A 21,371-nucleotide genomic window follows, 5' to 3' on the forward strand; every position below is an offset into this window, starting at 1 on the left:
CAGCCGCGCCCTCCTTGCGCAAGCCCGCGAGGAGTGGAGCGTCAGACCGATGCGCGATGAGGCGAGTGATACAGCAGCATCAACAATGAACGTCAGGGCAGCGCCACCTGTCCCCTCGAGCCTGCGCCGTGCCATCTCCGAGACCACGCCCCTGGGCTCGCCCCCCGCCGGGGGGACGCTGCAATCGACGGGCGCGCCCCGACGCGTCGGCAGGCGCGGCGTATTCGCCCCGGCGCGGCACGCATGGCGGCCGGGCTACTGCGCTTTCGGGTCCGTTGTTCCTGACCCGGGGTCTCCTGTTTCGGAGCCCGCGGCAGATGGGCCGGATGGGGCTGAGGCCGGGGCCTTCCACGGCGGCGTGATCTGCAACGCGTCCCCGAGCTGCTCGAGTTTGCGCAGAACCTCGCCCGAGATCGGGATGCCGCCCTGCAGGTTCTCGGCGCGGTGGTGCCAACGCAGCTCTCCGGGCAGCCGCACGGCGCCCTCGGTCCCTGCTGCGAGAATTTGCGTGCAGAGCGCCGATAGCCGCCCCTCGAAATGCTCGCGGCTCATCCAGCGCGCGATGTCGATCGCCACGATGAAATGGCCGCTTTTCCCGCTTCGCTCGAAATCCTTGTAGATCGAGCCGACACCGTCGCCGACCCCGGCGCCGGTCAGCACGCCGGCTAGGATCTCGACCATCAGCGCGAGACCGAACCCCTTGGGACCGGCCGCCGGCAGGAGTGTGCCGGCCTGCGCCCTGAAGGGATCGGTGACCGGCGCGCCCTCGCGGTCGATCACCAACCCCTCGGGAAGGGTGTGGCCGCTATCCTGATGCGCCCGCAGCGTCGAGCCGGCGAGCGCCGCCGTCGACATGTCGAGGATCAGATCACCCCCGGCGCGCGGCGCGGCGAAGGCCAGCGGGTTGGTTCCGAGCACGGGGGCGATACCGCCATGCGGCGCCACCTTGGGGAAGGAATTGCTCAGCACCACGCCGATCATTCCCGCCTCGGAAATCATCGCGGCGAAACGTGCGCCCGTGCCGAAGAAGTTGCTGTCGCGCACGCCGACCACCCCGATCCCCTCGCGCCGGGCGCAGGTAATCGCGTGTTCGCTCGCAAGGCGCCCGGCATGCTGTCCGAACCCGTCATCGGCGTCGAGCCTGTGGATCGCGGGGGCGAGGCGGGTGAAGCGCATGCGTGCGGGACAGCGGATCAGGCCGGCCTTGGCCCGCTCCGCGAGGATGTCGAGGCGTTCGACACCGTGATTCGTCCGCCCTGCCAGATCGTTCCAGATCAGGTTCTCGGACACGGTTTCGGTCTGTGTCGCGTCGACGCCGGAGGCCTTGAGCACCCTGCGGGCGAACTCGGCAAGCTGGGTATGGGGAACGCGCCGCTCCATTTCAGCGCCTCAGCAGCCGACCAAGGGCGCGCCGGCCTTCCTCGCGCAGACGCATCAGCGATGGCGCGGGATCGCTCAAGCTGAACACGGGAAGCACCCGCTGTCCGCCGCCGCCGAGGCTGCGCAGATACCCCGCCATGCCCAGCTCGCCGCGCCGGCGCAGCTCGGCGAAGGCGAAGAAGTCACGGATCGGGTTCCAGAGCCGCATGATCGTCTGACCCTGCTCGATCACCGGGACCGGCTGCCCGGTCAGGCTACGGTAGATCATCAGATCGATGGGCAGGCCGGCCGCAACGACGAGCCTGTGCGCGGCGGTGAAGCGCGGATTGCACTCGATCACCTTCAGCTTTCCATCGCGCGGATCACGCTTGAACTCGATATTGCCCATGCCGCGCCAGCCGATCCCCTCGAAGAAGCGCCGTCCCATGGCCGCGGTCTCCGGCAGCCATTCCGATTGGTGGTAGCAGGCGCCGCCGCGATTGACCGGAAAGCGCCTGATGATCCTCTTGGTGTAGTGAAAGAGGCTCTGACCGCCCTTGTCGATATAGGTGTAATAGCTCGAGAGCAGATCGTCGGGACCGGGCACCATCTCGACGATCATGATTTCGAGCCCGGCATCCATGGCGCGCCGCGCCGCCGCCAGGAGGGCCTCGAAGCTGTCCTCCACGATGAAGAGCTTGGCGCCGAAGACGGGCACGAAGAGATGCGAATGAATGGGCTTGACCATCACGGGGAAACGGATGCGGTCGCGCAGCGCCTCCACTTCCTCGATCGCGGCAACGGGCCAGAAATCCGGCACCGGCACTCCGACAGCGCGGGCACGCTCGAGCGTGTCCATCTTATCCAGCATCGCCAGGCGCAGTTCGGGATCGCTGTCCTCGGTGAGATAGCGCCGGCTGAGCGCGGCGTAATGCGTCGAGAGGAACTCGATGGATTCGTCGCACAGCGCGAAGATGACATGCCCGTCGAGCGCGCGATCCTCTCCCAGCAGGAGCGCGCCCCAGAATTCGGAAAGGCCCATGCCGTCAGGGGCGAGATGCGTGCTGGCGCAATGGCGCGAAGCCATCCCCCAGTTGCCCGGCCGCCCGGCGATGCTGACGCGGATGCCGGCACCCGCGAGGCTCCGCGCCGCGGCCACCGCATTGCTGCCGCCGCCGAGCAGGAGAACGGGCACCTCCGTCTCCAGCGGGGGCAGGCTTGCCACCCGCGCCGCCTCGGGAAAGAGCCGGTCGAGCCTGTCGCTCCCGGCCGGTTTGTTCTGCTCGATATTCATAGCGTCATCACGCCTTCCTTCCGGTCCAGAAGATATGCAAGGACACAGCTTGCCGTGGCCGGTCCCTCGGGCGGGGCGGCTGTCAGATGGTGGTGGTGCAGGCCGGGCGCGACGTTGATCTCGCCGAAGACCGGCGCGGCAGTCGCGGGATCGGCTGCTATGTCCGCCGAGAAGAGATCGAGACCGGCCAGACGGATGCCGAGCCCGCGCGCGATCCGCGCCCCCTGCGCCGCGATGTCGGGATGCACCTCACCCGTCACGTGGTGGTTCTGCGGGGCCGCGTTCTCGTTGATCGCGGTTTTTACATCGAGACGCTCGCCCCCGCGCGGCACGGAGCGCGGCGTATGCCCGGCGGCGGCGAGCGTGTTGAGGCAATCGCGGTCGATGATGAGCGGGCTCAAGGCAAGCACCGGGGCGCCGGCCTTGCGGCGGGCATTCTCGGCCCGGATGAGCCCGGCGATATCGGTGCGTCCATCGCCGGTGACCATGGGCGGGTCGCGGCGGACGGCGTCGATCAGCTGCCCATCGAGATAAAGCAGGCGGTAATTGTGCCCGGTGATCTGCGGCTCTGCCAGAAGGCGGGCGTTGAAGCTCGCGGCATAGCGCGCGGCGCGTCCGAGGGAGACGGTGTCGCGGATGCCGGTGGTCACGCCGCGCCCGCCACCCGTCCCGGTGGCAGGCTTGACCACGATGCCGGCCGGATGCCGCGAGAGCAGCTCGGCCGCCGGACGCATGTCGCTCAAAGAGAAGTCTTGGTGCTCGGGCAGGTTCAGCCCCATCTCCGCGAAAAGCCTGTAGGTCAGGGTCTTGTCGGCCATCAGCCGTTCGGCAAGGGCCGAATCCAGCATCAATTCCGAGCGCCGAACGAAGGTGCGCAGCGCGCCGCGCCGGATCTCGTGGATGCCGCCGGGAAGGGCGGTCACACTGGCGCCGACATCGCGGGCCGCCTCGGTCCAGAGCGTGTCGTAATATCGGCCGCGCAGCCCGTCGAAGCCGCGCCGCGCGCGCACGGCGCGCAGGTCCGCCAGCTTCAGCGCGAGCCTCTGGCCCCGCCGCACCCAGCCGGGGCGGGCGGCCGGGGCACGGATGGCGCCCCCGCCGGGCCGCGCGGCGTCACTCATTGATCAGGCAGCCGTCCGCCGCGAGCTGGGCATCGACCCAGTCGTTGTTGAACACGCCCTTCTTGACGTTCTCGACATAGGCCGCCATCCGCTGCCGCGCCTCCTCGAGACGCTCGAGGATCGTCTCCGCGGCGCCGTGCGGCACGACGGTCACGCCGCTCTTGTCGGCGGTGACGATGTCGCCGGGCTGAACCACGATCCCGCCGCAACTGATCGGATAGTTGATCTCGCCGGGGCCGCGGTGCAGCGGGCCGAACGGCGTCACGCCCCGCGCATAGATCGGCAGGCCGCATTCGCGGACCCCCGGCAGATCGCGGATCAACCCGTCGATGATGAAGCCGGCGATGCCCCTGTGCCTGGCCTTGTTGGCCACCAGATCGCCAAGCACCGCGGCGGTCATCGAGCCGCTGCAATCGACCGCGACCACGTCGCCGGGCCTGGCGACATCGAGGGCCTTGTGCACCATCAGGTTGTCACCGGGATAGACCTTCACGGTGCAGACCGGGCCGATGAGCGGCATGTCGTTGACGAGGTTATGGATGCGCCCGCCCATCGTGTACATGCGGTTCAGCATGTCGGACACGTCGGTCGATTCAAACTGCCTGAACCGTTCGATGAGTTCTGGCGCCGGTCGCTCGATGCCCGTTCTGATCATGAATCCCGGCCCCGGGATCATTTCGGCCGATTTGGGCTTCTGGGTCATGGGAGCTCCGGGTTGATGAGGCGTTGAGCGCGCGCACAAGCCTGTCCGGACGCCGTATCCATCTACGGACAGGCGGCCGGGCGGGTCAAGCCGTGCGGCGGGGACATCTGACGTTCCATGTGTGTAACATCACGGAAATAAAGGGGTTATCCGGGCGCCGATTTCGGGAAGCGGCCATGGGGTCCAGACAATCGCCGCATTCCTGCCGCATTGTCCGGAAGACAGCGCACGGGCCGGGACGAGCAGGCTGGATGAGTGAGCCTGATGCGGGGGCAAATACCGGAACCGGGCGTGTGCCACCCCCGAACGCGAAACGCCCCGGACGGGCCGGGGCGCTTGCATCACATGGGCCGCGCGCGAGATCGGGCGCGCGGCGCGGGGGCGGCCGGTTCAGCCGCCCTTCTGATCGTAGGCGGTGCCCCAGCCCCAGGCGCCGGAGCCGAAGCCACGAGCCACGACGCGCTCGCGGTAGATCGCCGAGACCACGTCGCCATCACCGGCGAGCAGGGCCTTGGTGGAGCACATCTCGGCGCAGAGCGGCAGCTTGCCTTCCGCGATCCGGTTGCGACCGTATTTCTGGAACTCGGCCTGGCTGTTGTTCTCTTCCGGACCACCGGCGCAGAAGGTGCACTTGTCCATCTTGCCGCGGCTGCCGAAATTGCCGGCTTGCGGGTATTGCGGCGCACCGAAGGGGCAGGCGTAGAAACAGTAGCCGCAGCCGATGCACAGGTCCTTGGAATGCAGCACGATGCCGTCATCGGTCTGGTAGAAGCAATCCACCGGGCAGACGGCCATGCAGGGCGCGTCCGAGCAGTGCATGCAGGCGACCGAGATCGACCGCTCGCCGGGCTTGCCGTCGTTGATGGTGACCACCTTGCGCCGGTTGATGCCCCAGGGCACCTCGTGCTCGTTCTTGCAGGCGGTGACGCAAGCGTTGCATTCGATGCAGCGTTCGGCGTCGACGAGAAACTTTGCTCTTGCCATTGTTCAGAGCTCCTTATGCTGCGGTGATCTTGCACAGGGTGACCTTGGTCTCCTGCATCTGGGTCACGCTGTCATAGCCGTAGGTCTGGGCGGTGTTGGTCGATTCACCCAGGACGTAGGGATCGGCGCCGTCGGGATACTTGTCCCGCAGGTCCTTGCCTTCGAAATGGCCGCCGAAGTGGAAGGGCATGAAGGCGACGCCTCCGCCGACCCGCTCGGTGATCATTGCCTTGACCAGGACCTTGCCGCCTTCCGGGCCCTCGACCCAGACCTGCGATCCGTCACGCACGCCCATGTCGTTGGCATCGCGCGGATTGATCTCGACGAACATTTCCTGCTGCAATTCGGCCAGCCAGGGGTTCGATCGGGTCTCGTCGCCGCCACCTTCATACTCGACGAGCCGCCCGGAGGTCAGGATCATCGGGTAATCATTGGAGAAGTCCTGCTTCTGGATCGACGCGTACATGGTCGGCAGACGGTAGAACTTGCGATCGTCGTAGGTCGGGTAGTCTTCGACCAGATCGCGGCGGTTGGTGTAGAGCGGCTCGCGGTGCAGCGGGACCGGATCGGGGAAGGTCCAGACCACGGCGCGCGCCTTGGCGTTGCCGAAGGGCGCGCATTCATGCGCGATGGCCACCCGCTGGATGCCGCCCGACAGGTCGGTCTTCCAGTTGAGGGTGGAGACCCGCTCGTTGAAGTCGGACGGGAACGGGGACATCGAGCTTTCGCCGACTTCCTCGCCATCCTGGGGCTGCATGCCCTCCATGCCCACGATCTGGCCCATGATGCGCTTCTCGGCCTCGGTCAGCTCGCTGTCCCAGCCAAGGTCCACCAGCATCTGGTAGGTGAACTCGGGGTAGCCGTCCTGGATGTCCGAATTGGCGCTGTAGACGCCCTCGGCCAACAGGTTCTCGCCGTTGCGCTCCACACCGAAACGGGCGCGGAAGGTCAGGCCGCCCTCGGAGACCGGAAGCGACAGGTCGTAGAGGTTGGGCGTGCCGGGATGGTTCATCTCGGGGGTGCCCCAGCACGGCCATGGCAGGCCGTAATAGTCGCCATCGGCCGGTCCGCCATTGGCGCGCAGCGTGACACGGTCAAAGGTGTGCTGGTTCTCCATGTGCATCTTCAGCCGCTCGGGCGTCTGCCCGGTATAGCCGATGGTCCACATGCCCTTGTTGAACTCGCGGGTGATGCTTTCGATGTTCGGCGTGAACTCGTCTTCCATCTCGATATTGCGGAAGAGACGGTCGTGGAAGCCGAACTTCTTGGCGAACATGGCCATGATCACGTGATCGGGCTGGCTCTCGAAGAGCGGTGCGACGACCTGCTCGCGCCACTGGAAGGAGCGGTTCGATGCGGTGACCGAGCCGCGGGTCTCGAACTGCGTGGCCGCCGGCAGCAGGTAGACGCCATCGGTGCGGTCATGCAGCACGGCCGAGACGGTGGGATAGGGATCGACCACGACGAGCATGTCGAGCTTCTCCATCGCCGTCTTCATCTCCTTCATCCGCGTTTGCGAGTTCGGAGCGTGACCCCAGAGAACCATGGCGCGAACGTTGTTCGGCTGGTCCATGTTCTCCTTGTCCTCGAGAACGCCGTCGATCCAGCGAGACACCGGAATCCCCGTCAGGTTCATCAGGTTCTTGTCCTTGCCCTCGGCGTCCTTGACGACCTCGAACTGGCCCTTGAGCCATTCGGGGTCCTCCTGCCAGACGCGGGCCCAGTGGGACCATGCGCCCGAGGAGAGGCCGTAATAGCCGGGCAGGGTGTGCGACAGCACGCCCAGATCGGTCGCGCCCTGCACGTTGTCATGGCCGCGGAAGATGTTGGTGCCGCCGCCCGCGACGCCCATGTTGCCAAGAGCGAGCTGCAGGATGCAGTAGGCACGGGTGTTGTTGTTGCCCGTGGTGTGCTGCGTGCCGCCCATGCACCAGATCACGGTGCCGGGACGGTTGTTGGCGAGGGTGCGGGCCACGCGCTTGACCTGGCTGCCCGGAACGCCGGAGACGCGCTCGACCTCCTCGGGGGTCCACTTTGCGACCTCGGTGCGGATCTGGTCCATGCCCCAAACACGGGTGCGGATGAACTCCCTGTCCTCCCAACCGTTTTCGAAGATGTGGTAGAGGATGCCCCAGACCAGCGCCACGTCCGAGCCGGGGCGCATGCGCACGTATTCGTCGGCATGGGCCGCGGTGCGGGTGAAGCGCGGATCGCAGACGATGAGCGGCGCGTTGTTCTGCTCCTTGGCCTTCAGCAGGTGCAGGAGCGAAACGGGATGCGCCTCGGCGGGGTTGCCGCCGATGATGAAGATCGCCTTGGAGTTGGCGATGTCGTTGTAGCTGTTGGTCATGGCGCCGTAGCCCCACGTGTTCGCAACACCGGCAACGGTCGTCGAGTGACAGATACGGGCCTGGTGGTCGACGTTGTTCGTGCCCCAGTAGGCGGCGAACTTGCGGAAGAGGTAGGCCTGCTCGTTGGAATGCTTGGCCGAACCGAGCCAGTAGACGCTGTCAGGTCCCGACTCTTCGCGGATCTGCATCATGCCGCCGCCGATCTCGTCGATCGCCTGCTCCCAGCTGATGCGCTTCCACTCGCCGCCTTCCTTCTTCATCGGATATTTCAAGCGGCGCTCGCCATGGGCGTGCTCGCGCACCGATGCGCCCTTGGCGCAATGGGCGCCGAGGTTGAAGGGGCTGTCCCAGCCGGGCTCCTGGCCGATCCACACGCCGTTGCTCGTCTCGGCAACGACCGTGCAGCCGACCGAGCAGTGGGTGCAGACGGATTTGACGGTGCGCACCGCGCCGTCGACCGCCTGAACGGATTCGGCACGGGCCACAGTGCCGCCGGTCGCGCCGATCGCGGCAAGACCGCCGATCGCGAGGCCGGAGCCGCGCAGGAAGGCGCGGCGGTCCATCGCGCCGTTGGCGATGGTATCGACGAGGTTCGTCCGCTGGGGGCGTCGCGCAACCCCGTTGGTCTTTTTCCTCAGCATTGATCTTCTCCTTGCTGGCGCCGCGGATCGTCCTTGGGACGACGCGGCAGATCCGACCGGCGGGCGTCACGCAACCATTGGTCGGAAAGGTCCAGGGAAATACGGCCGGTCCTAGAACCGGGCGCTGTCGAAATAAGCGCGCGTATGCGCGGTATCCTGCAGCCGGGCCTCTCCGGCATCAAGCTCGACGGCCGCCTCGGCGGGTGCGCCGATCGCGGTCACGGCGAGCGCGGCAGGTGCCGCCGTCGCCGCGAGCATCAGGAAACTGCGGCGGCTGGCGCCTTCTTCCTTCTTGTTGGTCATATCCTCTCCCTCCTTGAAAACGCCCGTCCCCCGAGCGCGTCGTCCTGGCCGTTTCAGGCCGCACTCATCCGGAAACCCTCGCGCTCGATCTCCATGAACACCCTGCCGGCAGCGCCGACGGAGGCGTAGAAGACCGAGTTCTTCGCAGCTTCCAAATCCGAATAGAAATGTCCCGCCCATGGGGCGACATGCCTTGCCCAGAACTCCTGCTGGCTCTGCAGGCTGGCCGGGGCGCCGAAGCGGCCGCGGATCATGCCGCCCATCATCTCCATGAGCGAGGCGATGTTGTCCTCGGGCTCGTAGACGTTGGGCGCGCGGGTGATCCGGCGCGCGTTCATGTCGGAACGCAGCTGGGCGAGGGGCTTCTCGTTGAGGAACCCCGTCAGGTAGTAGCTGGCATAGGGCAGCAGCTCGCCGCGGCCGAGACCGATGAAAAGGGCGTTGAACTCCGCCTCCACGCCGCGCTCCGTGCTCACCTTCGCGACGCGGGCGAGCGACTGCATCGCCTGGCCGAGATCGCTGTCATCGCCGCCGAGCGCCGCGGCCTGCGCCAGAAGCGGCTTGCGCGGCGGCGAGGCCAGCAGAAGGCCGAGGAAGTCGTAGAGGTCAGCGCGCAGCGCGTCCTCGTCGGCGATCTGGGGGAGCGTGTCACTCTGGGTCATTGTCGGTCCTGATCATTCCTGGGCATGCGCGAAGCGCATCCTGCGGCGGGGCGCGCGCGGCGGCTCGGCGTCGTCGTCCTGCGCGGAGAGGGCGGCCCGGGCGGCGGGCGGTGTCTCAACCTGCGCCGTGTTCTCGGCGTCGTCCTCGTGCGGTTCGCGGGATTGGGGCTCTTCGAGCGCGATTTCCTCGCCGGCGCTGTTATGGCCCATGACCGCTGGGGGCGTGCCCTCGTCTTCGGCCGTATCCTGCGCGGCGGTGTCGAGGGCGCCATCGCCATCCTCGCCAGCGGCGAGCCGCTCCCGGGCCGCGGCTTCGGCCTCCGCTTCGGCGGCCATCTTTTCGACATGGCGCAGCATGCCCTTGCCGACCTGATAGGCGGTCTGCAGGTTCTCGACCACCGTGGCGGCGTCCGTGTAATCCTCGCCATATTCGAGCAGGTTGTCGAGATTGGCGAGCGCCGGGTTGACCCGCCAGAGCTGCCGCAGCGCCCTCTGGCGCAGCCGCTGCGGGACAGCCTTCGACATGAAGGCCGTCACGTCCTGGCCGGGCCGGATCTCTTCGGGAAGCGGCAGGTTGAGTTCGGCGAGAATCTCCTCGTCGGTCTTTTCTTCCTGCTCGGCGGCAAGCGCGGCATCCTCGCGCGCCGCCGCGATGGCGGCCGCGCGCTCCTGCTCGGCGGCCCGCTCGGCCTCGACGCGCGCCTTGCGGCGCGACCAGAAATCCTCGCGGCTCATTGGATATTCGCCTTTGCCTTGCGCGGCGCGCGGAAGACGTCGGCCGTCTGGCGGATTCGCGAATCGCCCTTGCCATCCTCGACCAGGTCGACGCGCTTGCGGTCCCGGCGGCGTTTGACGAAGACCTCTTCCTCGTGATGCTCGTTGATGAAGTCCCGGATCAGCGCGACCAGCCCCTCGGGCATCGGCACGAGTTCCACCAGTTCCTCACCGCTGTCGAGATAGTCCTGCGCCTCGTAGGGGGAGGCGGTGACGAGCGTGACCTCCATCGGATGCTCGCGACCGGGCGTCTCGCGCATCACCACCCCGATCGAGGGGACTTTCGCGGACAATCCCGTCAGATAGGCCTCGGTATCCGTGCGCCACAGCTCGAGCGGGAGGGTCGCCGCATGATACTCGACCGCGTCCCCCTCGCGCCGCATCTCGGTCCAGTCCGCCGGTCCCGCGCCCGGAAGCACGCCGACCGCGCGCCAATGCCAGGCCGCCCAGCGCGTGACGCCGGGAGTGCGCCGGATGACGACGCCGAGAGGAAGGGAGGTCGTGGCGGGGCGCATGGGCGGTTCGGGGGTCTCCTGGCAGGTTTCGGCCGAGCGTTAGGATTTGTTCCAGTCTGACGGGAACTGCGCGCGGTTCCAAGGGTTTTCTTGTATACAATTGTGGCCCGCGATCATATTTTGGTTATCGCGACACAGGCTCCGCCCCCTTTACCGCACAGTGATATGGGTTTAGCAATCGCGATCCGAAGCCCACGGCCACGCGGCGGCACGGAGCCGCCATGCCCGCTGCCGCATGGGCCGCGCGCAGCCGCGCCGCGGCAAGTGAAAGGAACGTTCATGGTCAAGCAACTGCTCCTGTGCGATTGCGCCCGGTCCCAGTCGGTCGATGCCGATGCCATCGGTCGTGCCGGCGGTCTGCCCTGCTCGCGCGTGCACAGCGCCCTTTGCACATCCGAGCTGCAGGTGGCCGCCGAGGCGATGGCCGGTGGCGAGATTGTCATCGCCTGCGGGCAGGAGGTCGCGCGCTTCGAGGAGCTCGCCCAGGAGATCGACGCGCCGGTGCCCGGTTTCGTGGATATCCGTGATCGCGCCGGCTGGTCCGAAGAGGGCGCGGATGCCGGCCCCAAGCAGGCCGCGCTGGTCGCAGAGGCGCAGCTGCCCGATCCGGCGATGCGCGCGCTCGACGTGACATCCGAGGGAATGTGCCTCATCGTCGGCAGCTCCGCGGTGGCGCTGCCGGCCGCCGTGCAACTGTGCGAGCTGCTCTCCGTGACAGTGCTCCTGACCGATGACGACGAGCCGCCGCTGGATCGGCGTTTCGATGTCATCCGAGGACGCCTGGCACGAGTGGAGGGCGCGCTTGGTGGCTTCCGCCTGCGCATCGACGCGTTGCAGCAGGTCGACCCGGCCGGCCGCGGCTTTTTCGATTTCACCCCGCCGCGCGATGGCGGCGAGACGCAATGCGACATCCTGATGGACCTGACGGGCGGCACGCCCTTCGTCACGGCGCCGGGCAAGCGCGAGGGCTACCTGCGGGCCGATCCGGGCGACCAGCGCGCCGTCGTCGCCGCCGCCTTCGCCGCGAGCCAGCTCGTCGGCACCTTCGAGAAGCCGCTCTATGTCAGGCTGAGCGAGCCGCTCTGCGCCCATAGCCGTGCCGAGCAGGTCGGCTGCACCCGCTGCCTCGACATCTGCCCCACCGGCGCCATCAGCCCGGCCGGAGAGCATGTCGCGATCGATCCGATGATCTGCGCGGGCTGCGGGTCGTGCTCGGCGCTCTGCCCGTCGGGCGCGATCACCTATGACGCGCCGCCGGTCTCGCATCTCTTCCGCCGGATGGAGACGATGATGCAGGCCTTCACGAAGGCCGGCGGCCAGGCACCGCGCCTTCTGGTGCATGACATGAATCACGGCGCCGAAATGATCTCGCTCTCGGCGCGGTTCGACCGTGGCCTGCCGGCGGCCACGATCCCCTTCGCGCTCGACACGATCGCGGGCTTCGGCCACGCGGAGATGCTCGGCGCGCTCGCCTTGGGTTTCTCGCGGGTGGAGGTGCTCCTGTCGCCGACGACGGAGCGCGAGGCGCTCGACCGCGAGGCCCGTCTCGCCGCGGCGATCGCCAGCCCCGGGCGCATCGCCATCATCGACGATGTCGCCGATCCCGAGCGCCTCACCGACGCGCTCCTGGCGGAGGCCCCGGCCCCCGTCGCCGAGCCCGTCCTGCCGATGGGCAGCCGGCGCCAGGTGACCCGCCTCGCGGCGCGCGCGCTGCACGAGGATGCGGGCAGCGCCGCGCCGCTCGCCTTGCCCGAGGGGGCACCCTACGGCGCGGTGCTCGTCGATACCGACGCCTGCACGCTGTGCCTGTCCTGCGTGTCTCTCTGCCCGTCCGGCGCGCTGATGGACAACGAGGACAAGCCGCAGCTCCTGTTCCAGGAAGATGCTTGCCTGCAATGTGGGCTCTGCGCCAATATCTGCCCCGAGGATGCGATCGCCCTGCGCCCGCAGCTCGATCTGAGCGATGCCGCGCTGTCCCAGAAGGTGCTGAACGAGGAAGAGCCGGCCGAATGCGTTGAATGCGGCGCGGCCTTCGGGGTGAAATCCACCATCGAGCGTATCTCCGCCCAGCTGGCGGGAAAGCATCCCATGTTCGCCTCGGGTCCGCAGGCCCGGATGATCCGCATGTGCGACGATTGCAGGGTCAACGCCCAGTATCACATGCAGAACAACCCCTTCGCCGCCGCCGAGCGGCCGCGCACCCGGACGACCGACGACTACTACTCCGAGCGCAAGGACCACTGAATGCGCTCATTTCGCATCGAGCGGTGCCCCCAGATCGGCCGGTGCGAGCCCGGCGACATAGGCAATGATCGCTTCCAGCTCTTCCAGATCGAGCCGCATCGGCGCGATCGGGGAGGGACGGCGCGGATCGAAGGGCGGCGTGACATCCTCGACCTGGGTGAAGGAGGGGTGCGGGTTGAGCGCATGGAAGGCGGCAAAGCGGGTTTGCCAGTCCGCGAAGCCCCGCAGCAGCGCGAAGGAGGGGGTCGAGCCGATGCCCTTCATCCTGTTCACCCGGCCCACGACATGGCAGCGCCCGCACAGATCGAGCGCCAGTGTCGCGCCGGCCTCCGCATCGCCCTCGGGCGGCGGCGCGGCGCGCGCGCTGCGCCGTGCGGCGGCGGGACGGTAGGGCGGCCCTTCTGGCGGGGCGAAGCCGTCGATGGCGGCGCGGCCGGCGGTGGAGGACAGCCAGTTGAGGAACCGGCCGGCGTCGGGATCGTCATTCGCGCCCAGGTGCCAGGTCTGCGCGCCCCTGCTCAGCACCGCCTCGCCGAGCGGCGCGGTCGTGAACCAGAGATCGGCCTTCGCAGGACGCTGCCCCTCCGGGGACACGGCTTCCTTGAGCGTCACGGCGATGCCGGTCTTGAGCGAGAAGCGCGGTTTGAGATGGTCGATCACGCCGGATTGCAGAAGCTCGGGCGGGGCGGCGAGCACGAAGCTTCGATCGGCTTCGCCGGCAAGCATTGGCACCGGCGCGACAATCCCTATGATCACGGCGATCCGGCGGATCATGTCATCTCTCCAGATGCGGGGCGGATGGATGTGCCGCGAAGCTTAGGAGCCGGCGGGCGGGCCCGTCAACACTGACCTCACAGCCATGAAAGGCCGACCGATGGACGAGAAATTCAACATGTCGATGCGCAAGTTCCTCAAGCAGGTAGGGGTGACCTCGCAGCAGGCGATCGAGGAAGCGATGCGTGACCGGGACACGAGCGGCAAGACCTATACGGCAAAGGTCGTTCTGACCGTGGACGGTCTCGACCTGACGCATGAAGTGACCGGCAAGATCGAAGGGCAGGGCTGACGTGAGCGCGACACGAGACGACGTTCTGGGTGCGCTGAAGAGCGTGCGTGCCCCCTCCGGCGAAGATCTAATATCGACTGGCGTGGTGCGCGCGCTTTCGGTCGAGGACGGGGCCGTGCGCTTCGTGCTTGAGATCGACCCCAAGCAATCGACGGCCTGGAGCCCGGTCCGCGACGCGGCCGAGGCGGCGGTGAAGGCGCTCTCGGGCGTGACCACCGTCTCGGCGGTGATGACCGCCCACAGCAAGCCCGCGGCCCCGCCCGATCTGTCCTCCTCGCGCAAGCCCGCGCAGCCGCAAGGTCCCCAGAAGCTGCCCGGCGTGGACCGGATCGTGGCGATCGCCTCGGGCAAGGGCGGCGTCGGCAAGTCGACGGTATCGGCCAATCTCGCGGTGGCCCTCGCCGCCGAAGGGCGCCGAGTCGGCCTGCTCGATGCGGATGTCTACGGCCCTTCGCAGCCGCGGATGCTGGGCGTCAGCGGCCGGCCGGCCTCTCCGGATGGCAAGACCATCCTGCCGATGCGCAATCACGGCGTGACCATGATGTCCCTCGGCCTGATGACCAACGAGGGTCAGGCCGTCGTCTGGCGCGGCCCGATGCTCATGGGCGCGCTTCAGCAGATGCTGGGTCAGGTGCAGTGGGGGGCGCTCGACATTCTCCTGATCGACCTGCCGCCCGGCACGGGCGACGTGCAGATGACGCTGGCGCAGAAATCCGAGGTGACCGGCGCGGTCATCGTCAGCACCCCGCAGGACGTGGCCCTGATCGATGCGCGCAAGGGCATCGACATGTTCAACCAGCTGCATGTGCCGATCCTCGGCATGATCGAGAACATGAGCACGCATATCTGCTCCAATTGCGGGCATGAGGAGCATATCTTCGGGCATGGCGGCGTCGCGGCCGAGGCCGAGAAGATGGGCGTGCCGCTGCTGGCCGAGATCCCCCTGCATCTCGATATCCGCACGGCCGCCGACAGCGGCGCGCCCATCGTCGTCAGCAAGCCGCAAAGCACGCAGGCGCAGAGCTTCCGGGCGCTCGCCCGCCGGATGATCGAGGACGGCAACGCATGAGCGGAACCGCGCCGGACGATCCGGCGATCACCGAGCCCGTCTTCCCGCCGCTCTTCGAGGGATATGCCATGTCGGGGCAGGCGGACCCGTTCGACGCAGCCTGCGCCAAGGCCGCGCTCGGATGCGATGCGGGACTGGTCATGCACAACGTGCAGGCCGACCGCCTGCGCGCGGCTATCGTCTTCGCACCGGAGGTTCCGCTCGGCGAGGCGATGGTGATGCAGCCTCTCTGCGGCATCGGTTTCCAGAACGCGCTGGGCGCCCTCGCTCCGCCGGAGCTTGCGGTGCAGCTGACCTGGGAGGGCGGTATCGTCGTGAACGGCGCCGCCTGCGGCCACCTTTCGGTCGCGGCGTCGACGGACGATCCCGCGCAGGTGCCGGACTGGCTTGTGGTCGGCCTGTCGCTGCCGCTTCTCGCGATGGGCGACATGCCCGGCCACGAACCCGAGAAGACGACACTGGTCGAGGAAGGCTGCGGAGAGGTGGAGCCGGTCCTCCTGCTCGAGGCCTGGGTGCGACACAGCCTTGTCTGGCTCAACCGCTGGAGCGACGAGGGCGTGGCACCCCTGCACCGCGAATGGAGCGGCCTTGTGCACGGGATCGGCGCATCGGCCAGCAGGGGGGGACATGAAGGCGTCTTCCTTGGAACGGACGAGGCGTTCGGCATGCTCCTGCGCGACAGCGCGACCACACATCTCATCCCCCTGACGACGCTGCTCGAGGACCCAACACGATGAATCTCGCCCGTGCCATCCATTTCGACGAAAGCGACCGGAACGTCTTCAACAATCCCGCACGCACCGGAGAATGGTGCATCTCGGGCGGCTTCGAGTTCTCGAACTGGGGAGAAGCCGATCTTGTGGGCAAGGCGCGTCAGGCCTTCGCCAATGGATGGCTCGGGATCGAGACCTTCGGCCGGGTCACTTTCGTAGCCGTGACAAAGATCGAACCCGCGGAGCTTGCCCAGCTCGAGGCGGGCCTTGCGCAACATTTCGTGGACCTCTACGGCGCGCCTTCGCTCGAAGAGGCGCTTCCGGTCGCGCGGGACGAACTGGAGCATATGGCTGAACTATGCGCCGGACACGATCCCAACACGCTGCTGACAGTCGCGCGCGAGCTGTCGGAGACCGGTTTGCGCGAAGGCTTCCGGGTCATCGCGGCCGATCCTGCAGGGCTCGAGCAATTCGCCATTCATGGCGATACCGATCACTGAGCACTTGCGTCGCCTTTTCGGGGCGGGGGAGCCTCCGGCGGAGGTATTTTCACGAAGCTGAGGAGTGGGTCGACGAGGCGTCGTCTTTTCATCTTCGCTCAAATACCTCGGGGGTCCGGGGGCACGACCCCCCGGGGGGTCGCCGGCATTTCCGGCCGGCTCAGACGAAGCGCGACACGAGGTTTTCCAGGATTTCCTGTCGGCCCGAGACGGGAGAGGGGCCCGCCCCCGTATCCAGAACCCGCGCATGGATGTCGTCGAGGCTTTCCGAATCGCGCATCGTCTTCGCCGCGTCACTCTCCCAGCCTTCGTAGCGCGCGCGCCGCGCAGCCTCGAGTGAGCCATCTTCGAGCATTGCCGCTGCTGCCTTGAAGCCGCGCGCGCAGACATCCATCGCCCCGACATGCGCCGCCACGAGATCGACCGGATCGAGGGATTGCCGCCGCAGGCGCGCATCGAAATTGGTCCCGCCCGTCGTGAAGCCGCCCGTCTTCAGCACTTCGTAATAGGCCAGGGCCACTTCGCGCGGATTGTCGGGAAACTGATCCGTATCCCATCCCGATTGATAATCGTTGCGGTTCATGTCGATCGAGCCCAGCAAGCCGAGCGAGGCGGCGGTTGCCAACTCGTGCTCGAAGCTGTGACCGGCGAGGATCGCGTGGCCCTGCTCGAGATTCATCTTGATCTCGTTCTCGAGGCCGAACCTCTTGAGGAAGCCGTAGACGGTCGCCACGTCGTAATCGTATTGGTGCTTCGTCGGCTCCTGCGGCTTTGGCTCGACGAGGATCGCGCCCTTGAAGCCGATTTTGTGTTTGTGCTCCACGACCTTGTGCAGGAAGGCGCCCATCTGTTCGGCTTCCCGCCCCAGATCGGTGTTCAGCAGCGTCTCGTAGCCCTCGCGCCCGCCCCAAAGGACGTAGTTCTCGCCGCCGAGCCTGTGTGTCGCCTCCAGGCAGTCCTTCACGGTGGCGGCCGCCCAGGCGAAGATCTCGGGATCGGGATTCGTGGCGGCGCCGGCCATGAAGCGGCGATGCGAGAAGAGGTTCGCCGTGCCCCAGAGCAGGCGCTGGCCGCCCGTCTCCATCTTCTCGCCGATGTGGTCGATGATCTCGAGGAAGTTCCGGCGGCTCTCGGCGAAGGTCGCGCCCTCGGGCCGGATATCGGCATCGTGCCAGCAGAAGAAAGGCTGCCCGAGGATCGCGAAGAGATCGAAGGCGGCGTCGGCCTTCGCGCGGGCCGCGGCCATGTCGTTACCGAACCAGGGGCGCTCGAATGTCTGGCCGCCGAAAGGGTCTCCCCCGGGCCAGGCGAAGCTGTGCCACCAGGCGACCGAGAAGCGCAGGTGATCCTCCATGCGTTTCGTGCCGAGCATCTCGTCGGGGTTGTAGTGGCGGAACGCGAGATCGCTGCCACTGTCGGTGCCTTCGTAGGTGATCGGGGCGATCCCGTCGAAATAGCTGCTCACGTCAGGTCTCCTTGAGGATGGCATATGCTTGCGCGTAGCGGGTATGGGCATCGTCGAAGGCCTGCCGCAACGCGGTTTCGGGTTTGACCGTCCGGGCGATCGGCGGCGCAGTGCAGATCTCGGGGCCGGCCCCCGCGGCGGCCATCATCGCGAGCCTGGCCGCGCCCAGCGCGGCGCCGTGATCACCCGAGGCCGGCACATCCACCGGCAGATCGAGCGCGGTCGCTATGGCGGCAAGCCAGTAGTCCGAGCGGCTTCCGCCTCCAAGGGCGATCACCCGTTCGATCCGCGTTTCGGTCTCGGCAAGCGCATCGCGGCAATCGCGGAAGGCGAAGGCGACGCCCTCGAGCAGGGCGCGCGTGCCGGCGGCCCTGTCGGTCGCATGTTCGAGCCCGAGGAACGCGCCTCTTATGGCGGCATCGTTATGCGGTGTGCGCTCGCCACCGAGATAGGGCAGGAAAAGCGCTGAGCCGGGCGCCTGCAGCGGTCCGAGGGCGGCGGTCAGCTCATGCGCGCTGGAGGCAGTGAACCGTGCAAGCCATTCAAGCGCGTCCGTGGCGGCAAGGATCACCCCCATCTGGTGCCAGCGGCCCGGCAGGGCATGGCAGAAGGTATGGATCGCCGTCTGGGGGTCGGGGCGGTAGCCGTCATTGGCGGCAAAGAGGACGCCGGAGGTGCCGAGACTGAGAAAGGCGCTCCCATCCGCGACCGTGCCCGCACCGACGCCGGAGGCCGCGTTGTCGCTGCCGCCGCCCGCAACGATGATGCCGGCCGGCAGGCCGCAAGCCTCGGCCGCGGAAACGCGCAGGCGCCCCGCGGGGGCCGACCCTTCGACGAGGGCGGGCATCTGGGCACGGCTAAGTCCCGTCGCCTCGAGCAGGTCTCCCGACCAGTCGCGCTCGCGCGTGTCGAGCCAGGACGTGCCCGCGGCGTCCGACATGTCGGTGACATGCTCTCCGGTGAGCCACAGGCGCAGGTAGTCCTTGGGCAACAGGACCCGGCTGATGCGGGCAAAGATCTCGGGCTCGTTCTCGGCAACCCAGGCCAGTTTCGGCGCGGTGAAGCCCGGAAAGACGATATTGCCGGTGATCTCGCGGAAGGCCGGGTCCGCGTCGAGGCGGGCAGCCTGCGCATGCGCGCGTGTGTCGTTCCACAAGATGCAGGGACGCAGGACCTCGTCATTGGCGCCCAGCAGCGTGGCGCCATGCATATGGCCCGAAAGGCCGATGCCCACGAGCTGCGACAGATCGGTATGGGCGGCGATCCGGCCGATCGCGCTTCTTGCCGCCGCGATCCAGTCAGCCGGGTCCTGCTCGGACCAGTTGGGATGCGGCCGCGAGACCGTCAGGGGGGCGCTTGCCTCGGCGCAGGTCTTCTGATCGGCATCGATCAGAAGAGCCTTCAGCCCCGAGGTCCCCAGATCGAGTCCGAGGAACATCAGCCCGGCTGCCCCGGTTTCTTGCCCAGGATGATCATCCCGAGGATGTCGTCGTCGGTGACGTCCTCGACACGTTCCGTACCCACGAGCTGGCCGTTCTTCATCACGCTGACGCGGTCGCACAGGGCCATCACGTCATGGATGTCGTGGCTGATGAGGAAGATGCCGATCCCCTGTTTCTTCAGCTCCTGCACCAGTTCGGAGACCATCTGCGTCTCTTGCGGGCCAAGCGCGGCGGTCGGCTCGTCCATGATCAGGATGCGTGCGTCGAAATAGACCGCTCGGGCGATGGCCACCGATTGGCGCTGGCCGCCCGACAGGGCGCTGACCGGATCGCCGAACTTCGAGAAGTTCGGGTTCAGCCGGGCCATGATGCGCCGTGTCTCCGCCTCCATTGCCGCGTCGTTCACGAAGCCCAGCCCGGTCGTCAGCTCGCGGCCCAGAAAGAGGTTGCTCGCCGCGTCGAGATTGTCCGCCAGCGCCAGCGTCTGGTAGATCGTCTCGATGTTGTAGCTGCGCGCATCGCGGGGATTGTTGATCGTGGCCTTCTCGCCGTTGACGTAGATCTCGCCGCTATCGGCCGCGTAGGCGCCCGAGAGGATCTTGATCAGCGTCGACTTGCCGGCGCCGTTGTGACCCAGCAGGCCGACGACCTCGCCGGGAAAGAGATCGACGCTCACGTCGTCGACCGCGCGCACGCCGCCGAAAGCGATCGAGATGTTGCGCATCTCGACGAGCGGGACGGTTCCGGCGGGCACCTTGGCCGCGCCGCGGGGCAGGGAGGTTGTGGTGCTGTCCATCATTTCGCTCCGGTGCGCTTGCGGTAGATGATGTCGATGAGGACGGCGAGGACGAGGACCGAGCCGACCACGATATTCTGCAGCGGCGCGTCGACCCCGACCATGGCCATGCCCGACTGGAGGCTCTGCATGATCAGCGCGCCGAGGATGGCGCCGTAGATGGTGCCGAGCCCCCCCGCGAGCGCCGTGCCGCCGATCACCGCCGCGGCGATGACGCGCAGCTCGTCGAGTGTGCCGATGTCATTGGAATGGAAGGTCAGGCGGGCGGAAGCCACGACCGCCGAGAGCGCGGCGAGGGCGCCCATGATCGCGAAGACCTTGACCGTCAGCATGCGGGTGTTGATGCCCGAAAGCTCGGCCGCGTCGGGATTGCCGCCGGTGGCGAAGATGTAGCGGCCAAGACGGGTGCGCCGCGCCACGAGGGTCATGACGATCGCGATGGCGATCAGCAGAAGCACCGAGACGGGCATGCCGTAGCCGGCGGTGAAGCCCTCGGGCATGGTCTCGCCGCGGGCCTCGAACTGCCGCTCGAGGACGCGTTCGGGAATGGTGTAGCTGTTGAGGATCCAGACGAGGCCGAGGATCGCGGCGGCCACGAGAAGGCCGAGGACCGCCTCGGCCCAGACCGGCTTGACGGGGAAGTCATGTGCCAGCTTGGAGCGGCGCGCCTGCACCAGTCCGTAGAGCGCGGCGAGCACTGCGAGGATGCCGACGACCCAGGACATCGTCTCGCCCATGGTGCCGTTGATGCCGCCGAACACCTGAAAGTTCTCGTCGAGCGGGCCGATCGTCTGGCCGTTGGTGATGTACCAGGCCACGTTGCGCCACACCAGGAGACCGCCGAGCGTCACGATGAAGGCGGGGATCGCGAGATAACCCACGAGCCAGCCGTGAAAGGCGCCGATCGCGATGCCGGTCAGCAGGCCGACGAGGATCGCGAGCGGGGCGATCAGCGGGCTGCCGAGTCCGAGACCGAGCACCTGCGGCAGAAGCCATGTCTGGGTGATGGCCATCATCGCCGAGCAGGTGGCCAGCAGCGAGCCCACGCTCAGGTCGATATGGCGGGTGACGATCACGAAGACCATGCCCGTGGCCATGATCGCGACGGAGACCGTCTGGATCGTCAGGTTGAAGATGTTGCGCGCCGTCAGGAATTGGCCCTGTGTCAGCACGTTGAACACGATGCATACGGCGATGAAGGCGCCGATCATCCCGAGAAGGCGGGTATCGACTTCGAGCGTATCGAGCAGCTTGCGCTTCTCGACCCGCTGGGTCTGGCTGACGGTGTCTGACATGGATGGGGCTCTTCATTCAGGAGCGAAGGTGCGCGGCGGCGCGAATGTGGCAAAGACCCCGGCGCGCGAGGCGC

20 protein-coding genes are annotated in these 21,371 nt (G+C 67.4%); 5 read left to right on the forward strand and 15 right to left on the reverse strand.

Annotation, left to right across the window (positions count from 1 at the left end):
* Positions 1-255: 255 nt before the first annotated feature.
* From PMES_RS03655 to PMES_RS03700, 10 genes are all read right to left on the reverse strand, one after another.
* Complete coding sequence (locus PMES_RS03655) at positions 256-1,380, reverse strand: Ldh family oxidoreductase (protein ID WP_159964158.1); 1,125 nt, start codon at positions 1,378-1,380, stop codon at positions 256-258.
* A 1-nt stretch (position 1,381) separates the two neighbouring features.
* A complete protein-coding gene (locus tag PMES_RS03660; RefSeq protein ID WP_159964159.1) occupies positions 1,382-2,653 on the reverse strand; it encodes a carboxylate--amine ligase in 1,272 nt (423 codons plus the stop codon).
* Positions 2,650-3,774 carry a cyanophycin synthetase gene (locus PMES_RS03665; protein WP_159964160.1) on the reverse strand — a complete coding sequence of 375 codons (1,125 nt, stop codon included), beginning with the start codon at positions 3,772-3,774 and terminating at the stop codon, positions 2,650-2,652. Before PMES_RS03665 ends, PMES_RS03660 begins: the two co-directional genes overlap by 4 nt.
* Positions 3,767-4,477: an RraA family protein gene (locus PMES_RS03670; protein WP_159964161.1), complete on the reverse strand. Its 711-nt coding sequence runs from the start codon at positions 4,475-4,477 to the stop codon at positions 3,767-3,769. Before PMES_RS03670 ends, PMES_RS03665 begins: the two co-directional genes overlap by 8 nt.
* Before the next feature lie 390 nt (positions 4,478-4,867).
* Entirely contained in the window at positions 4,868-5,461 is a 594-nt protein-coding gene (fdh3B, locus tag PMES_RS03675; RefSeq protein WP_159964162.1) for a formate dehydrogenase FDH3 subunit beta, read from the reverse strand.
* A 13-nt stretch (positions 5,462-5,474) separates the two neighbouring features.
* Positions 5,475-8,453, reverse strand: coding sequence for a formate dehydrogenase subunit alpha (locus tag PMES_RS03680; protein ID WP_159964163.1), 2,979 nt, complete (start codon positions 8,451-8,453; stop codon positions 5,475-5,477).
* 111 nt (positions 8,454-8,564) lie between these two features.
* Positions 8,565-8,756, reverse strand: a complete 192-nt coding sequence (locus tag PMES_RS03685) for a twin-arginine translocation pathway signal protein (RefSeq protein WP_159964164.1) — start codon at positions 8,754-8,756, stop codon at positions 8,565-8,567.
* A 53-nt stretch (positions 8,757-8,809) separates the two neighbouring features.
* Positions 8,810-9,418: a TorD/DmsD family molecular chaperone gene (locus tag PMES_RS03690; protein ID WP_159964165.1), complete on the reverse strand. Its 609-nt coding sequence runs from the start codon at positions 9,416-9,418 to the stop codon at positions 8,810-8,812.
* A 12-nt stretch (positions 9,419-9,430) separates the two neighbouring features.
* The gene (locus PMES_RS03695; protein ID WP_159964166.1) at positions 9,431-10,153 is read right to left on the reverse strand and encodes a DUF3306 domain-containing protein; all 723 of its coding nucleotides are present in this window, start codon (positions 10,151-10,153) and stop codon (positions 9,431-9,433) included.
* Positions 10,150-10,707, reverse strand: coding sequence for a DUF3305 domain-containing protein (locus PMES_RS03700; protein ID WP_159964167.1), 558 nt, complete (start codon positions 10,705-10,707; stop codon positions 10,150-10,152). The genes PMES_RS03695 and PMES_RS03700 overlap by 4 nt, the downstream gene beginning before the upstream one ends.
* A gap of 279 nt (positions 10,708-10,986) precedes the next feature.
* Here PMES_RS03700 and PMES_RS03705 point away from each other — a divergent pair, with 279 nt between their 5' ends.
* Complete coding sequence (locus PMES_RS03705) at positions 10,987-12,951, forward strand: 4Fe-4S binding protein (protein ID WP_159964168.1); 1,965 nt, start codon at positions 10,987-10,989, stop codon at positions 12,949-12,951.
* 6 nt (positions 12,952-12,957) lie between these two features.
* Here PMES_RS03705 and PMES_RS03710 read toward each other — a convergent pair whose 3' ends face one another.
* Positions 12,958-13,725 carry a cytochrome c family protein gene (locus PMES_RS03710; protein WP_159964169.1) on the reverse strand — a complete coding sequence of 256 codons (768 nt, stop codon included), beginning with the start codon at positions 13,723-13,725 and terminating at the stop codon, positions 12,958-12,960.
* Positions 13,726-13,825: 100 nt separating this feature from the next.
* Between PMES_RS03710 and PMES_RS03715 the strand changes: the two genes are divergently transcribed.
* The 4 genes from PMES_RS03715 to PMES_RS03730 are packed head-to-tail and all read left to right on the forward strand — an operon-like array spanning position 13,826 to position 16,299.
* Entirely contained in the window at positions 13,826-14,017 is a 192-nt protein-coding gene (locus tag PMES_RS03715; RefSeq protein ID WP_159964170.1) for a DUF6494 family protein, read from the forward strand.
* Position 14,018: 1 nt separating this feature from the next.
* A complete protein-coding gene (gene apbC / locus PMES_RS03720; protein ID WP_159964171.1) occupies positions 14,019-15,086 on the forward strand; it encodes an iron-sulfur cluster carrier protein ApbC in 1,068 nt (355 codons plus the stop codon).
* Complete coding sequence (locus tag PMES_RS03725; protein WP_236549681.1) at positions 15,083-15,823, forward strand: biotin/lipoate--protein ligase family protein; 741 nt, start codon at positions 15,083-15,085, stop codon at positions 15,821-15,823. Before apbC ends, PMES_RS03725 begins: the two co-directional genes overlap by 4 nt.
* The gene (locus PMES_RS03730; RefSeq protein WP_159964172.1) at positions 15,820-16,299 is read left to right on the forward strand and encodes a DUF6505 family protein; all 480 of its coding nucleotides are present in this window, start codon (positions 15,820-15,822) and stop codon (positions 16,297-16,299) included. The genes PMES_RS03725 and PMES_RS03730 overlap by 4 nt, the downstream gene beginning before the upstream one ends.
* Before the next feature lie 160 nt (positions 16,300-16,459).
* Here PMES_RS03730 and xylA read toward each other — a convergent pair whose 3' ends face one another.
* The 4 genes from xylA to PMES_RS03750 are packed head-to-tail and all read right to left on the reverse strand — an operon-like array spanning position 16,460 to position 21,297.
* The gene (gene xylA, locus PMES_RS03735; protein WP_159964173.1) at positions 16,460-17,764 is read right to left on the reverse strand and encodes a xylose isomerase; all 1,305 of its coding nucleotides are present in this window, start codon (positions 17,762-17,764) and stop codon (positions 16,460-16,462) included.
* Position 17,765: 1 nt separating this feature from the next.
* Complete coding sequence (gene xylB, locus PMES_RS03740) at positions 17,766-19,202, reverse strand: xylulokinase (RefSeq protein ID WP_159964174.1); 1,437 nt, start codon at positions 19,200-19,202, stop codon at positions 17,766-17,768.
* Positions 19,202-20,002 carry an ATP-binding cassette domain-containing protein gene (locus PMES_RS03745; protein ID WP_159964175.1) on the reverse strand — a complete coding sequence of 267 codons (801 nt, stop codon included), beginning with the start codon at positions 20,000-20,002 and terminating at the stop codon, positions 19,202-19,204. The genes xylB and PMES_RS03745 overlap by 1 nt, the downstream gene beginning before the upstream one ends.
* Positions 20,002-21,297 carry a sugar ABC transporter permease gene (locus PMES_RS03750; RefSeq protein ID WP_159964176.1) on the reverse strand — a complete coding sequence of 432 codons (1,296 nt, stop codon included), beginning with the start codon at positions 21,295-21,297 and terminating at the stop codon, positions 20,002-20,004. The genes PMES_RS03745 and PMES_RS03750 overlap by 1 nt, the downstream gene beginning before the upstream one ends.
* Positions 21,298-21,371: the final 74 nt, after the last annotated feature.

This window comes from Profundibacterium mesophilum KAUST100406-0324, from assembly GCF_009835145.1.
GTDB lineage: Bacteria > Pseudomonadota > Alphaproteobacteria > Rhodobacterales > Rhodobacteraceae > Profundibacterium > Profundibacterium mesophilum.

Coding starts and splice junctions, on each gene's coding strand:
- PMES_RS03680 (WP_159964163.1), bottom strand. CDS start 8,453: ATGCTGAGGAAAAAGACCAACGGGGTTGCGCGACGCCCCCAGCGGACG.
- PMES_RS03690 (WP_159964165.1), bottom strand. CDS start 9,418: ATGACCCAGAGTGACACGCTCCCCCAGATCGCCGACGAGGACGCGCTG.
- PMES_RS03655 (WP_159964158.1), bottom strand. CDS start 1,380: ATGGAGCGGCGCGTTCCCCATACCCAGCTTGCCGAGTTCGCCCGCAGG.
- PMES_RS03670 (WP_159964161.1), bottom strand. CDS start 4,477: ATGACCCAGAAGCCCAAATCGGCCGAAATGATCCCGGGGCCGGGATTC.
- PMES_RS03700 (WP_159964167.1), bottom strand. CDS start 10,707: ATGCGCCCCGCCACGACCTCCCTTCCTCTCGGCGTCGTCATCCGGCGC.
- PMES_RS03660 (WP_159964159.1), bottom strand. CDS start 2,653: ATGAATATCGAGCAGAACAAACCGGCCGGGAGCGACAGGCTCGACCGG.
- fdh3B (WP_159964162.1), bottom strand. CDS start 5,461: ATGGCAAGAGCAAAGTTTCTCGTCGACGCCGAACGCTGCATCGAATGC.
- xylB (WP_159964174.1), bottom strand. CDS start 19,202: ATGTTCCTCGGACTCGATCTGGGGACCTCGGGGCTGAAGGCTCTTCTG.
- PMES_RS03725 (WP_236549681.1), top strand. CDS start 15,083: ATGAGCGGAACCGCGCCGGACGATCCGGCGATCACCGAGCCCGTCTTC.
- PMES_RS03685 (WP_159964164.1), bottom strand. CDS start 8,756: ATGACCAACAAGAAGGAAGAAGGCGCCAGCCGCCGCAGTTTCCTGATG.
- PMES_RS03750 (WP_159964176.1), bottom strand. CDS start 21,297: ATGTCAGACACCGTCAGCCAGACCCAGCGGGTCGAGAAGCGCAAGCTG.
- PMES_RS03745 (WP_159964175.1), bottom strand. CDS start 20,002: ATGGACAGCACCACAACCTCCCTGCCCCGCGGCGCGGCCAAGGTGCCC.
- PMES_RS03705 (WP_159964168.1), top strand. CDS start 10,987: ATGGTCAAGCAACTGCTCCTGTGCGATTGCGCCCGGTCCCAGTCGGTC.
- PMES_RS03710 (WP_159964169.1), bottom strand. CDS start 13,725: ATGATCCGCCGGATCGCCGTGATCATAGGGATTGTCGCGCCGGTGCCA.
- PMES_RS03730 (WP_159964172.1), top strand. CDS start 15,820: ATGAATCTCGCCCGTGCCATCCATTTCGACGAAAGCGACCGGAACGTC.
- PMES_RS03715 (WP_159964170.1), top strand. CDS start 13,826: ATGGACGAGAAATTCAACATGTCGATGCGCAAGTTCCTCAAGCAGGTA.
- PMES_RS03665 (WP_159964160.1), bottom strand. CDS start 3,774: ATGAGTGACGCCGCGCGGCCCGGCGGGGGCGCCATCCGTGCCCCGGCC.
- PMES_RS03695 (WP_159964166.1), bottom strand. CDS start 10,153: ATGAGCCGCGAGGATTTCTGGTCGCGCCGCAAGGCGCGCGTCGAGGCC.